The 13095-nt window shown below is 53.6% G+C and carries 12 protein-coding genes and 1 pseudogene; 2 read left to right on the top strand and 11 right to left on the bottom strand.

Annotated elements, in window-relative coordinates; all coding sequences use genetic code 11:
* Positions 1-11: 11 nt before the first annotated feature.
* The 8 genes from GOW31_RS01690 to GOW31_RS01655 all read right to left on the bottom strand — a co-directional run bounded on the left by GOW31_RS01690 (position 12) and on the right by GOW31_RS01655 (position 8264).
* Entirely contained in the window at positions 12-1040 is a 1029-nt protein-coding gene (locus GOW31_RS01690) for a LacI family DNA-binding transcriptional regulator (protein ID WP_367397080.1), read from the bottom strand.
* Positions 1041-1077: 37 nt separating this feature from the next.
* Positions 1078-2700, bottom strand: a complete 1623-nt coding sequence (locus GOW31_RS01685) for a dihydroxyacetone kinase subunit DhaK (protein ID WP_152458513.1) — start codon at positions 2698-2700, stop codon at positions 1078-1080.
* 11 nt (positions 2701-2711) lie between these two features.
* Entirely contained in the window at positions 2712-3704 is a 993-nt protein-coding gene (locus GOW31_RS01680) for an ABC transporter ATP-binding protein (protein ID WP_171167437.1), read from the bottom strand.
* Positions 3697-4794, bottom strand: coding sequence for an ABC transporter ATP-binding protein (locus GOW31_RS01675; protein WP_152458515.1), 1098 nt, complete (start codon positions 4792-4794; stop codon positions 3697-3699). Before GOW31_RS01675 ends, GOW31_RS01680 begins: the two co-directional genes overlap by 8 nt.
* A gap of 2 nt (positions 4795-4796) precedes the next feature.
* Entirely contained in the window at positions 4797-4985 is a 189-nt protein-coding gene (locus GOW31_RS01670) for a hypothetical protein (protein ID WP_058274732.1), read from the bottom strand.
* Entirely contained in the window at positions 4982-5920 is a 939-nt protein-coding gene (locus GOW31_RS01665; protein ID WP_171115165.1) for a carbohydrate ABC transporter permease, read from the bottom strand. Before GOW31_RS01665 ends, GOW31_RS01670 begins: the two co-directional genes overlap by 4 nt.
* Complete coding sequence (locus GOW31_RS01660; RefSeq protein ID WP_171115163.1) at positions 5917-6864, bottom strand: carbohydrate ABC transporter permease; 948 nt, start codon at positions 6862-6864, stop codon at positions 5917-5919. The genes GOW31_RS01665 and GOW31_RS01660 overlap by 4 nt, the downstream gene beginning before the upstream one ends.
* A gap of 80 nt (positions 6865-6944) precedes the next feature.
* Positions 6945-8264, bottom strand: a complete 1320-nt coding sequence (locus tag GOW31_RS01655) for an ABC transporter substrate-binding protein (RefSeq protein WP_171167435.1) — start codon at positions 8262-8264, stop codon at positions 6945-6947.
* 400 nt (positions 8265-8664) lie between these two features.
* On the opposite strand from GOW31_RS01655, the gene GOW31_RS01650 reads away from it, so the two are divergent.
* Complete coding sequence (locus GOW31_RS01650; RefSeq protein ID WP_171167434.1) at positions 8665-9447, top strand: MOSC domain-containing protein; 783 nt, start codon at positions 8665-8667, stop codon at positions 9445-9447.
* A gap of 195 nt (positions 9448-9642) precedes the next feature.
* On the opposite strand, the pseudogene GOW31_RS01645 reads toward GOW31_RS01650, so the two are convergent.
* The 3 genes and pseudogenes from GOW31_RS01645 to GOW31_RS01635 form a co-directional block, all read right to left on the bottom strand.
* Positions 9643-10221, bottom strand: a pseudogene (locus tag GOW31_RS01645) (IS6 family transposase).
* Between the two features lie 136 nt (positions 10222-10357).
* Entirely contained in the window at positions 10358-11179 is an 822-nt protein-coding gene (locus GOW31_RS01640) for a phytanoyl-CoA dioxygenase family protein (protein WP_254441620.1), read from the bottom strand.
* Positions 11172-12230, bottom strand: a complete 1059-nt coding sequence (locus GOW31_RS01635; RefSeq protein ID WP_171167430.1) for an L-idonate 5-dehydrogenase — start codon at positions 12228-12230, stop codon at positions 11172-11174. Before GOW31_RS01635 ends, GOW31_RS01640 begins: the two co-directional genes overlap by 8 nt.
* Before the next feature lie 69 nt (positions 12231-12299).
* Between GOW31_RS01635 and GOW31_RS01630 the strand changes: the two genes are divergently transcribed.
* Positions 12300-13067 (top strand): SDR family oxidoreductase, encoded by a 768-nt coding sequence (locus GOW31_RS01630; protein WP_171167428.1) that lies wholly within the window; start codon positions 12300-12302, stop codon positions 13065-13067.
* Positions 13068-13095 lie beyond the last annotated feature (28 nt).

The raw sequence follows: 13095 nt of genomic DNA, 5'->3' as shown, positions 1-13095 counted from the left end.
AACCAATGCCTCTATGGCGGTAAATTTTCCTTCAGATAGATGTCGATGCGGATGCGTTCCTGTGATTTGTTGAAAGGCACTTTGTCCGATGTTGCACGCAACAGACGCACGGCGGACCGCACCAGATGCCCGGAGTCCTGCGAGATCAGCGCGTCAAAGGTGCCACGGCGAAGCGCATCACGACTAAGCGGCGTGAGTTCATGCGCGATAATGACCAGATCCTTGCTGATCCTGCTCTCTGACAGAAATTGAACCAAACCCGCGTTGCCCGCGGCGGAAGAGTATATTCCGACCAGGTCAGGGTAGGTCTCAAATATCCCAGGCATCATCTTGTAGATCAGATCCGGGTCATCCCTGCCCTCGACAGACGCCACGACTTCGAGATGAGGGAATTCTTCAGCGACAACAAGATCGAATCCCTGGCGCCGCTCCAGATGATCACGTGCCAAACGTGAGCCCGTCAGAACCAAAACCTTACCCGGACGATGCACAAAGCGCCCCATCAGCTGAGCTGCGGTTCGCCCGGCCGAAACGTTATCGATCCCGACAAAATGATCTCTGTCCGAGCTTGGCAAGTCCGACACCAATGCAACCACTGGAATGCCTTTATCCCTGACCCTCTTCACAGCGTCGCGGACCGAAGGCGTTTCCGGCCCGAATACGGCCACCCCGTCGACGCTCAGGTGGTCGACCCCATCCAGAATGTTGACTATGTCCTGAGGCTCGAACGGAGCGACCTTTTTTATCGTGACCCGCGTTCTTTCTATGAACTGATCGCGCGATTGTTCAGCTATCTGATCGCATATCGCCTCGACAAATTCATTGCCGGCATCCGGCAGAATAAAGACGAAATTATAGACACGGTTCCGCGCGAGGTTGGCGGCAGCGGTGTCGCGCACATACCCAAGCTCATCAATCGCCTTTTGTACTTTCTGCACGGTCACCGCCCGCACACCGGGACGCCTGTTCAAGACCCGGTCAACAGTCGCCAGACTGACACCCGCAACGCGCGCGATGTCGTTTACGGTTGGCTTTTTCACCAATTCTAGTTTTTGCTTTTGGTCTTCCACGTGTCTTTCAGCCCTCAATCTCCCGTGCCAAGCCTTCGAACAACAATGCAACAGCTTCTGCACCCGGGTCGTTATGTCCGATCAGGTTTTCTTCGGGAACATAGGCTGCACGGCCTGCTTTGGCACGATGAATATTTGCGGTTTTGTCAGCACCTTCGCGCGCGGCTTTCGCGGCTTGCACCAGCCCTGAAGGCAGCGCCTCAAGCGCAGGTGCCAGAGCATCAATCATTGTCCTGTCGCCAACTTTGGCCCCACCTACCTGGCTGACCCGGTTCAGACCTTCGACCAAAGACTTTGATATGGAAGCGCCACTGGCACAGGCATCTCCGGCGGCATTGAAAAAGATCGCCAGGATCACACCGGAAGATCCCCCCATGGTCTGGCTCAGCTCATTGCCCAGCGCGGGAAACAATTGCGTCAGATCCGCAAGAGGCATTCGATCCAGGCTTCCCTGCAAAGATCTGGCTGCTGTCGCCAAGGTACTGCCTGTATCTCCATCTCCGGATTTCGCGTCCAATTCGTTCAGGTCTTTCTCGGCTTGGATCAGCAGTTCTGCCAAGCGATTTATTGTTTCCTTGGTCGCCGGATTGTTCGACGGGATGGGGTCAATCGGGGTCAAACCATCAGGCAAAGGGGCAATTCGAACCGGCTTTATCGTTTTGACCCCTGGCCATGCCACCAACTCGACCGGTTCTTCCAGCGCCAACAAGTCACTCGGATCAACCGGCAGAATCGAAACAGAAAATCCATGCATGTCCAGCGAAGTCATCAGCGGTGCCGGACCGATAATATGTCCCGCGATACCGGTTTCGGACAAGGCGTGCGTCAAAACAGACATCTCAAGCGGTGTTGTAGACCCCAAGTTGTTTACCAGCGCCACGCAGTCACCCGCCCCCACTCGCTGCTGCAACTTTTCCACGACGGTGGACATTGCGGTCACGGCATTTGCGAACTCCACCTGCTCAACACCCGGCTCGCCGTGAATACCCAGCCCGAGCTCTGCTTTGCCGGGGGCAATCCTGTCTTCTTTCGGGGAACCCGGAACGGTGCAGGTGTCCAAACTCATCCCGATACTGACTACTTTCTCGACTACGTTCTTAGCGGCCTTGGTTACAGTTTCCAGATCAGCCCCGCGTTCTGCCAATGCTCCGGCAATCTTGTGCACGAACAGGGTCCCTGCCACGCCACGCGGTTGCGGCAGGTCAGGAAGCGCGATGTCATCATCGACCACCACCATTTCCACCTTGCGCCCCAATGCACGGGCGCGCTCGGCCGCCAGTCCAAAATTCAGCCGGTCGCCAGTATAATTCTTGACGATCAGCAAACACCCCGCCTCACCGGTCACGGCCAGAATGCCCGCCAGGACAGCTTCTACCGATGGGGAAGCGAAAACCTCTCCGCATACGGCCGCAGTTAACATTCCCGCGCCCACAAACCCGGCATGGGCAGGTTCGTGGCCGGAACCTCCGCCCGAAACCAGGGCGACTTTCGATTTGTCCCAATCCGATCTGTAGACAACCTTGATATGAGGGTACCCATCCAATCTGGTCAGTGCCCCACCTGAGGATGCAAGAAGACCATCTATCGCCTCGGTCACGAGGGTTTCTTTTGTGTTGAGGAACTGGGCCATGCTTTTGCTCCTTAATTCACGCGCGCGCCGGACGCGTCAAAATACAACGGGTTTTGTGGGCTAATTTTGATAGTCTTACCTGCGGGGTAATCTTGATGGACATCGATCAGCGTCACGACCGGATGGCCATTCAAGTCCAGATGAAGTCGGGTTTGGTCACCCAGGTGTTCGGCACGTATCACGCGCGCGTCACTGCCTTCGCCTTCAATGATGTTTTCCGGGCGAAGACCAATCTGCGGGCCCTTGTGATCTCCTCCGAACAACTCCGACGGAAGGATATTTATCCGCGGCAGACCCAATCGACTGGCAACATAAACACTGCACGGGTTTTCATAGATGTCCCTTGGCGTGCCGTACTGAACCAGCCTGCCCTCTTCCAGAACTCCGATATGCGTTGCCATTGTCATGGCCTCAACCTGATCATGGGTCACATACAAAAGCGTGGACCCAAGGTCGGCCTGAATTCTCTTGAGCTCAACGCGCAGATCCGCTCTCAGCTTGGCATCCAGTGAACTGAGCGGCTCGTCCATCAAGAAAATTTGGGGATCCCGCACCAATGCGCGACCAATCGAAACACGTTGCATCTCTCCGCCGGACAATTCCGTGGCCTTGTTGTCCAGCTTGTGCGGGATTTGCAGGATTTCCGCGACTTCGTTCACCTTCTGCGTGATCTGATCCTCAGGAGTTTTCAGGATCGGCGAACGCAGTGGAAACGACAGATTCTCGCGTACCGTCATATGCGGGTACAGCGAATATTGCTGAAAAACCATCGCCACATCGCGTTGGGCAGGCGTTTCCAGGCCAACATCTCGGCCGGCGATGCGTACCGATCCCGAATCCATCTTCTCGAGTCCGGAAATCAATCGAAGCGTTGTCGTTTTTCCCGCACCTGTCGGACCCAAAAGCACGACGAAGGCACCATCGGGAATTGTCATCGAGATACCATCGACGGCTTGAACAGTTCCGAATGACTTCGAGATGTTCTGCAAAATGACTTCAGCCATTGCTCAGCACCTCTTCGTTCAGGGCGGATTTCAGCGCCCGGCCCGTGGAGCGCTCAAAAAGAGTCACCGTTGTCGAACGGAAATCCAATCCCACGGTTTCACCCGGCGCAACCTTTTCACCTGCGCCGATGCGGGCCTTCAACTCACCGTTCGGGCTTTGCAATGTCACGATCTGGGTTGTCCCCAAGTATTCAGCTGCCAGAACTTTGGCCCGATAGTCACTGTCGTCGGACAAAAAAACATGTTCCGGCCGGACACCGAAGACCAGTTCCCCTTCCGCCCCCTCCATCAGCTTCGGGACCGCTTCGTCATGGCCGTTCAGCCTGACCCTTTCAGAGCCGGGTGCCACTTTTCCCTGAAACGGCAAGAAGTTCATTGACGGAGATCCTATGAAATCCGCCACAAACATGGTCGCAGGTTTGTCGTAGATTTCTTGCGGCGTTCCGAATTGTTCGATCACTGCGTTATTCATGACAACAATCTTGTCGCCCATCTGCATGGCTTCTAGCTGATCGTGTGTGACGTAAACCGTTGTCGCTCCCATTCGATCGTGAAGCGCGCGCAACTCTTCGGCCATATGCTCGCGAAATTCGGCATCCAAAGCGCCAAGAGGTTCGTCCATCATGAACGCCTTGGGCTCGCGAACGATCGCCCGCCCAAGTGCAACGCGCTGCCTGTCGCCACCCGAAAGCCCTCCCACCGGGCTTTCCAGAATGTCAGTTATCCCCAGAATTCCGGCAACTTCTTCGACTTTGGCTTTGACGGCTGCACGTGACATGCCTTGTGAAATCAGTGGATAGCTGATGTTCTTGCGAACATTCATGTGCGGATACAGCGCGAACATCTGGAAAACGAACGCTATGTCACGTTCTGAAGGCGGCTTTTGGCTGATTTCCTCACCATCCAAATAGATTTCGCCGGAAGTCGGAAGTTCCAGCCCCGCAATCATCCTGAGCGTTGTCGTCTTTCCACATCCCGACGGCCCAAGCAGCATGAAAAACTCACCGTCCTCAATTGTAAAAGAGCTCTCGCGCACAGCAGTGAAATCGCCGAACATCTTCTTTACGTTTTTGACTATGATTTGGGCCATTTCTACTCCGGAAAATGGCTGACGATGATGAACATGACGGTTCCGATCAGCGTGACGATGAAGGAATAGGTGAACGCCCAAAGGACAAAGGGCTGCATCAGCATGAAGACACCCAGTGCGATCAGGATGGTGGCGACCATCTCCCACGGGCCGCGGCGGAGCCGCATCAATCCGGTAAGAAACTCGCTCATTTGCGTACGGCTCCGAATGTGATCCCGCGCAGCAGGTGTTTGCGCATCAGGATGGTGAAAATCATAACGGGGATCAGGAAGATCGTCGCACCAGCCGCAACCGCTGGCCAATCCAGACCGCCGATACCGATGATGGTGGGGATAAACGGGGGCGCTGTCTGCGCGTTGGCCGAAGTCAGCAGCACGGCGAAAGCATATTCATTCCATGCGAAGATCAGGCAGAAGATCGCAGTTGACGCAATGCCTGTGGCGGCTTGCGGCAGCACCACTTTGTAAAAGGCCTGAAACCTCGTGTAGCCATCTATAAGGGCGGCTTCCTCGTACTCTCTTGGAATTTCGTCGATGAAACCCTTCAGCAACCAAACCGCTAGGGAGATATTCACGCCCGTATACAGGAGGATCATTCCCAGATGCGTGTCGCTCAGCCCAAGGTTTCTGAACATCAGGAAGATCGGGATGGCGACAGCGACCGGAGGCATCATCCTTGTACTAAGAATGAAGAACAGAAGGTCGTCTTTGAGCGGTACCTTGAACCTGCTGAACGCATAGGCGGCCAGCGTGCCGAGGAAAATACTCAAGAACGTGGATCCAAATCCGATGATGACCGAATTCATGAAACGCTCGCCGAATTTGGAGGGCCCAACGATCACCATGTCGTATTGGCGGACGATCTCATCGGCCCAGTTCTGTGGCGGGTTGGCTTCCAGAAACTCCTGCGTCTGCCTCGTGCGCGTGGTGAAAAGATTGACGTAACCTTCGAGCGTTGGGTCAAAGACCACTTTGGGCGGGTAGCTGATCGCGTCGGCAGGGGATTTGAACCCGGTCAGCAAAATCCACACCAGCGGGATCATCGTGATCAGCGCATAAGTGATGACCAGGATTCCTGCGATCCATTTGGACCGGTTCGAAGGTTCAGTGACGGAAAAGCCGCTCATCTCTGCTTCACCTTGTTCAGGGCTTTGACGTAAATCGACGCAAGGCCGAACACGGTGACGAACAGGATGATTGCATAAGCCGATGCATACCCTGTACGCCACTTCTCAAACGCCTCTCGCTTGAGATTGATCGAAGTGAGTTCCGTAACGGACCCCGGCCCACCGCCGGTCAACTGCACCACCAGATCAAACATTTTGAAGTTCTCGATCCCTCGAAACAGCACCGCCAGCATCAGGAATGGCAGCACCATCGGGATCGTAATCGTAAAGAACTGCCGCAGCTTGCTGGCCCTGTCGATCTCGGCCGCCTCGTAGATGTAATCGGGAATACTGCGCAGCCCGGCCAGGCAGATCAGCATCACAAACGGCGTCCACATCCATGTGTCGACGATGACGATGGCCCAGGGCGCCAACGTCACCGAACCCAGCATCTCAAAACTTGACGGGTCTTTGCCGGTGAACCACGAAACGATATAGTTGAACAGTCCGATCTGAGGCTGATAGAGAAACTTCCAAAAGTTCCCGACGACAGCAGGGGACAGCATCATTGGCAAGACAATAATCGTGGTCCACAGGTCGTTTCCCTTAAACTTCTTGTTGATTAGCCACGCCAAGGTGAACCCGATCAGAACCTGAAAAAAGATCGTCCAGAACAAAAAATGCGCCGTCGCCTGCATATTCAACCAGGTGTCGGAATCCGTCAGGATACGCTCGTAATTCCTAAATCCGACATCCTTGACCTCGCGCCCTATCCGATTGGCTTTGTAGTTGGTAAAGCTAAGCTGGATTGTCCAAATCAACGGAAAAATGTTGATTGCAAGCAGCAGGAAGATCGTCGGGGAAATGAATATCCAAGCAATTGCTCGATCGGATAACCCTCTGATTTTGCGCGCAACTCGCGTGGGCGTTGCCTGCGCAACGCGATCTATGGTCCGGTCAGACATTTCTTTGCCAGTTCTTGTCGGTTTGGGACACACGGGTCATGGTGGAGCGGGCTTGAACCCGCTCCTGCCCTGCTTCCGGATTAAAGCTTGCCTTCGTCTTCGAAGACTTCGGTCCAATCCTCGATCAAAAGATCAAGCGCTTCCTGGGCGGTGCCTTGATCGGCGACAACGTAGTCATGGATACGTTTCTGCATGGCCAACAACAATTCCGCATAAGCAGGCTCCTGCCAGAAGTCCTGCACACCTGCCATGGCTTCCAGAAAGTCACCGGCAAAGGGTTGGCTGTCCACGAAGCCGGGGTCTTCCAGCACGGAATTATGTGCTGAATAACCGCCCAGTTCCCACCATTTGGCCTGAACTTCGGGTTGCGCGAACCACTTGATGTACTCAAGCGCGGCATCCTGTTTGTCAGAATAGCTGACGACAGAAATCCCTTGCCCGCCCAACGTTGAACCTGCCTGATTTTGCGGCGGGTTCACGAAGAAGTCGATCTTGTCGCCACCGGTATTGGGATCGGCATAGAGGCCCGGGAAGAATGCAAACCAATTCATGGCCATGGCGACCTGACCTGACTTAAAGGCGTCCAAGCTTTCACCCATGTAAGAGTTTGTGTACCCCGGAGGTGTCGCTGTTTTGTAGAACTCTTTGTAGAATTCCAGCGCTTCGACGGCTTCGGGTGAATTCACGGCGCCTTCCATGTCATACGAGCCCGGCGTATTTTCATACTTGAACCCCCAAGGGTAAAGCGCACTCGTCACACCCATTGTTATCCCTTCCGAACCGCGCTCGGTAAAGATCGCAGCGCCGTACACGGTTTTTCCGTCGATCTCGCGACCTTGGAAAAATTGCGCAATCTGCAACAGCTCTTTCTGGGATTCCGGTTCACGCAAATCTTGACCGGTTGCTTCTTTGTAGGCGGCTTGGATATCGGGATCTTCGAACCAGTCCTTGCGATAGAACCAACCGTTCGCATCACCCATTGCAGGCAGCGCATAGTAATTTGGCGTGCCCTTTGGCCAAGTCGAATAAGCGTACACAGTTGCCGGCGCGAAATCATCCATACTGATGCCCTCAGCATCAAAGAAGTCATTCAGCTTTACATAGTGACCGTTCTCAGCTCCGCCGCCAATCCATTGGCTGTCCCCGATCAGCAGGTCACAAAGCTTCCCTCCGGAATTCAGCTCGTTCAGCATGCGGTCCGCAAAGTTCGGCCAGGGCACAAACTCGAAGTTCATTGTGTGGCCAGACTCGGCCTCGAATTCTTTGGATAGCTCAACCAGCGCGTTGGCCGGGTCCCATGCCGCCCAACACAGTGTCAGGTCTTCAGCATTTGCCTTGGTAGAAAGAGTAGTAGCGGCAAGGACTATTGCGCTGGCCGAGGCCAGTTTTGTGTAAGTCATCCATTCCTCCCTTTTTAACGCCGTCAATCGAGGATGTGCGAATCGCGGCATACTTCCAAGGCTATTTGAGGTACGCACCTCAAGTCTAGATAATTTTGAGGTTCGTACCTCAAAATGCCCCATGTAACTTAAATTTACGCTACTAATTCATTGTTTTTGAACAATTTACGCTGCACCATTTCCTTCCGCATACTTTCCAACAATCCACAGGAAAAACCGATAGTCTCAAAACAGTTCTTTGAAACTGACCTGCTGGCAGCTTTGGATAGCCAGTTCTCAAAGGCCTTGCATTGCTGGATTTTCGGCTTTCCGCCCCCCGCCCGAACGCGCGGATATCGATGGACCAGAAGACGCAAGACGAGCCAAATTCGGCTGTTCACAACGGATCGGAAACCAACGCATGAGCGAACTCACCATTGTCAGAATGAAGCGTTACCCTATCAAGGGTCTGAGTCCGGAGCCGCTGAAAACAGTCAACCTGAGCGCGGGTGAGGGTGTACCTGGTGACCGCCTTTTCGGCTTTGCTCGCTACAATTCCGGCTTTGACCCGACTGACCCAAAGCCACTTCCTAAAGACCGCTTTGTTGTTTTGCTGAAAGAAGCTGGGCTTGCGGGTCTCAGGACACGTTTCGACGCAACAACTCAGCAGTTGGAAATTGATGTGGACGGCCGCACCCACTGCTTCCGCATGAGCGAGCCCCAAGGAAAAACCGATGCCGCCAGACTCCTCTACGATACGCTGGAACTACAGGATCCTGAACCGCCTAGATTCGTGTCTTCGCACCCGCATCGTTTCACGGATGTTTCAGTCGTTTCACCGAAGATGATGAATGCGATATCGGTTCTCAACTTAAGCTCTGTTGATGCGTTAAGCAGAAAGTTGCGCACAGACATTCACCCGGACAGATTTCGGGCGAATATCGAAATTGACGTATTGCCACCGTTTTCCGAGCTGAGCTCTGTCGGTTCCACCTTTGTGTTTGGCGATGTCAGGCTGCGGATACTCTCGCGGACGAAAAGATGCGCCGCTACCGAGGTGAATCCTGAGACGGCCCTTCGAGACTTGAACATACCGTTCTTACTTCGAACCCATCTGGGCCATATGGATATGGGGGTTTACGTAGAAGTGCTGGATGGCGGCACCCTCTTTGCTGGCCAAAAAGGAAAATGCCCGCAGGAATAAGTGGCCCAATTGATCAGACACTTAAACGTCTCCGGAATTCTTTTGGCATTCATCGGACGTGATCAGACCAACCTGTGCTCGGAATCACGCAATGCAACTCGCGAAAATTGCAGCATGAATCCAGATCGTCGAATTGAAATGATGCGAAACGGATACAAATGGCGGTGCTGTACGACAAATTGGAAGCAGTCTCTGCTAAGCCAGTACAGCTGCCCTTTTTGCCGCACCAAGTTCGCGCGGCCCGGCAAGAGCGAAGGTGCGTGTTCGCTTGAAGGTATCTCTGCTGGCTAACGATCTTTTATGGTTGAAGTGGTTGTGGACGGAGGAGTGGACTACAGCGAACTTCTGCAAACTTCGCATGCGCCTGAAACGTAGCATGGCGCGTTCGCGTCGTTGAAACGGCAGGTGCGAATTCTCGACACGGTTTTTAGGCATCTGCCAGCTTGCTGGTTTTCTGTAGCACCCAAATCTCTGATTGCCGCCACAGATTATCAGGCTGGCCGTTGATCTTAAAAAAAACCTCATCCACATGCCACTTCCATTTTGAGTACGCCCGCTGCTGCTGGACCCGTTTTCTAAGGATTTCCGAGGCGAACATTGGGCCGAACCGGGTCCACCAGTATCGAACTGCCTCCTGGCTCACATCTATCCTACGCTCATTCATCAGGTCTTCGACATTGTAAAAGGCACAGGAAACCGAAGGTACAATATCACGGCCCGACGAATGATCCTGGGATTGGTCTTGAATTCCTTGAATGGGCTTGAGTTGGTCATAGGTGGAGGCTTCGAAAGCCCCTACCCGTTTCAACCCGAGTTCTTCTGACAAGACCCTTTTAGATGTCCACCTGTTCTCGCAATTCAGGTCTGCTTTGGGGTTGGTGTAATAATGGTTCAGAGCTTGCGAAGGAAATCACTGCACTCCGGCGAAAAGTATTTGTTTCTTGCGGTCTGCATCCCTTTGACACAAATCGAAATCGCACTCATGCAAAAAGCCCCGAGGGGAAGGCGCAACTAAGAAATGCCCAAAATCATCTCGCCCTGCGACTAGCGCAACCAAAGTTTTCACGCCGTTTTTCTGTTTCATTGAGGGTTTTATGAAACGCAACGCCGCGCCAATGCGTCTGTCGTCAGTGTAATTGGGTCCCGATGCGTGAAAGAGATGCCCGTGATGCATGGATGCCTGCCCCGCACGCAATTCCGCAGCCACTGCATCTTGTTCGTTCACATCGACTGCGATTTCCTGCCCGCGTGATAACAGATTGTTTTTGCTGAAGGTGTCTACGTGAGGCACGATACGGTTTTTATGGCTGCCTGGAACAAACTTCATACACCCGCTTTGCTCAGACGCTTCTGAAATCGCAACCCAACAAGTAACCTCTTCTGCATCATCCAATCCCCAATAGGTCAAGTCCTGGTGCCACGAGACGATTTTCGATGATCGCGCCTCTTTTACGAAAAGTGCACCGCTCCAAACCATGAGGTCCGGCCCCAACACCGTTGAAGCAGCCTCAATCAGCTTCGAATGGCGGAGAAGTGCATCGAATGATGGTATCAGCCTGTCCGGATACGAGTATAGAAGCTTGAGTTTCTCTGGGTCATCTCTGAGGATGCGCTCTGCCTTCTCAAAATCATCGCGCAGCGTTTGAACCTCGGAAACTGTCAGGATATCCAGCGGAGCCACGAATCCATCTCTTTCATAAGTCTTCGCTATATCAGGCATTCGTTTAACCATTGTCATTATCCGGAAATGTTAACTGCACCTTCATTGATCGGCTTCGATCAGACGCAACCTCGAAAGCAGTGACAGCCTCCCCAACTTCGAAGGAATGCGTCACCAGCTGGTCGACGTTTAGTAGTCCGCTTCGCATCATTTCGACAGCGACCGCGAACTCGGAATGGAAACGGAAAGATCCGCGAAGTGCAATCTCTTTTGCAGTTAACGCCTGCATCGGCACTGTCATGTCTCCGCCCAGGCCAAGCTGAACCAAAGTTCCACGCGGGCGCAAGCATGCGACGCCAGAAGCCAGGGCCGATTGAGCCCCGGAACATTCCAGTTGGACGTCAATCTGGCCCTTGTCCTTTTCAAACCGTTCCAACATTTGCGGATCAGTGTAGGTGTTGATGACATCGTCTGCCCCGCATTCACGCGCTATGGCTAGGGTCTGGTCCGAGATATCTGTCGCGACTATTCTGGCCACCCCAGAACGACGTGCCACCAAGATCGTAAGGCAGCCGATCGGGCCGCATCCGGTGATAAGCACCGTTTTACCCACCAGGCTTCCAGCTTGTTTAACCGCGTGCAAACAAACCGCCAGCGGTTCTGCCATAGCGGCCTGTGCAGGGCTCAACCCGTCTGCCGGAACACATTGACTGGCTTTCGCCACGAGTTTGCTCCGAAAAGCGCCTTGGATATGCGGGAACGGCATTGCGCTGCCATAGAACTTCATATCAAGACAGTGGTTTTGCTGCCCGTTCAGACAATAGTAGCAGGCTTGGCAGGGGCGGGATGGAGAAACTGCAACCAATTGACCTAGGTTCAGCCCCTGCACACTTGACCCGAATTCTACGATTTCGCCGGCGACTTCGTGTCCAAGCACCATCGGTTGAAGCAACTTGATCGCGCCGAAGCCACCGTGGTTGTAATAATGCAGGTCAGAGCCGCAAATCCCCCCCACGCGCAATGCAATTAAAACTTCGTCTTGTCCCAGGTCGCGTACATCCCGGTTTTCCAACCTCAGATCTTTCGCAGCATGGATAACAACAGCAACACTGGCCGAAGACATTGCGCAGACTCCCTATACACATCGCCAAAAGATACGGATAGTCGGTGCCGACAACCAAGGGATTTTTGCATGACGCTTGAAATGTTCAGCCTAAGTGGAACTCGGGCGCTGATAACAGGCTCCAGTCAGGGAATTGGATTTGCACTGGCACGAGGTTTGGCTGCTGCCGGTGCGCAGGTCGTTTTGAACGGGCGCGACACCACAAAACTGGCGGCAGCAGCCTCCGAACTAAGTGAAACAGGCGCCTCGGTACGGGAACTTGCGTTCGATGCGACCGATCATGAAGGCGTCCGATCTGCTGTGGACGACTTTGAAGAAAAGGTTGGCCCGATAGACATCCTGATAAACAACGCCGGAATGCAACATAGGGCGGAGTTACAGGATTTCCCCGCTGATGCCTTCGAACGCTTGCTACAAACAAATGTAGCGTCCGTCTTTCATGTCGGTCAGGCAGTGGCACGACACATGATTGAAAGAAAATCAGGTAAGATCATTAACATTGCGTCGGTTCAATCCGCATTGGCAAGACCGGGTATTGCGCCTTACACGGCGACAAAAGGTGCCGTGACCAACCTTACAAAAGGAATGGCAACTGATTGGGCTAAGTATGGTCTAAACTGCAATGCCATTGCGCCTGGATATTTCGATACACCTTTGAACGCCGCATTGGTTGCTGACCCAGCGTTTAGTGCATGGCTCGAGAAACGTACCCCGGCCGGTCGCTGGGGCAATGTAGAAGAACTTGTCGGTGCCGCCATATTCCTTGCGTCCCCTGCATCCAGTTTCGTCAATGGACATACTCTCTATGTCGATGGTGGAATAACGGCGTCACTTTGATTTGTGGCTTTCAATCCTCTGCTGAATG

It is taken from the genome of Ruegeria sp. HKCCA0370 (genome assembly GCF_013033705.1).
In the GTDB taxonomy this organism is placed as follows: Bacteria; Pseudomonadota; Alphaproteobacteria; order Rhodobacterales; family Rhodobacteraceae; genus Ruegeria.
The sequence above is the reverse complement of the archived record's forward strand: the minus strand, read 5'-3'. Positions and strand labels throughout refer to the sequence as shown.

Bases quoted from the DNA above. Each gene is read 5' to 3' on its own strand.
- GOW31_RS01675 (WP_152458515.1), bottom strand. From the start codon at position 4,794: ATGGCCCAAATCATAGTCAAAAACGTAAAGAAGATGTTCGGCGATTTC.
- GOW31_RS01635 (WP_171167430.1), bottom strand. From the start codon at position 12,230: ATGTCTTCGGCCAGTGTTGCTGTTGTTATCCATGCTGCGAAAGATCTG.
- GOW31_RS01670 (WP_058274732.1), bottom strand. From the start codon at position 4,985: ATGAGCGAGTTTCTTACCGGATTGATGCGGCTCCGCCGCGGCCCGTGG.
- GOW31_RS01665 (WP_171115165.1), bottom strand. From the start codon at position 5,920: ATGAGCGGCTTTTCCGTCACTGAACCTTCGAACCGGTCCAAATGGATC.
- GOW31_RS01680 (WP_171167437.1), bottom strand. From the start codon at position 3,704: ATGGCTGAAGTCATTTTGCAGAACATCTCGAAGTCATTCGGAACTGTT.
- GOW31_RS01660 (WP_171115163.1), bottom strand. From the start codon at position 6,864: ATGTCTGACCGGACCATAGATCGCGTTGCGCAGGCAACGCCCACGCGA.
- GOW31_RS01650 (WP_171167434.1), top strand. From the start codon at position 8,665: ATGAGCGAACTCACCATTGTCAGAATGAAGCGTTACCCTATCAAGGGT.
- GOW31_RS01640 (WP_254441620.1), bottom strand. From the start codon at position 11,179: ATGGTTAAACGAATGCCTGATATAGCGAAGACTTATGAAAGAGATGGA.
- GOW31_RS01630 (WP_171167428.1), top strand. From the start codon at position 12,300: ATGACGCTTGAAATGTTCAGCCTAAGTGGAACTCGGGCGCTGATAACA.
- GOW31_RS01655 (WP_171167435.1), bottom strand. From the start codon at position 8,264: ATGACTTACACAAAACTGGCCTCGGCCAGCGCAATAGTCCTTGCCGCT.
- GOW31_RS01685 (WP_152458513.1), bottom strand. From the start codon at position 2,700: ATGGCCCAGTTCCTCAACACAAAAGAAACCCTCGTGACCGAGGCGATA.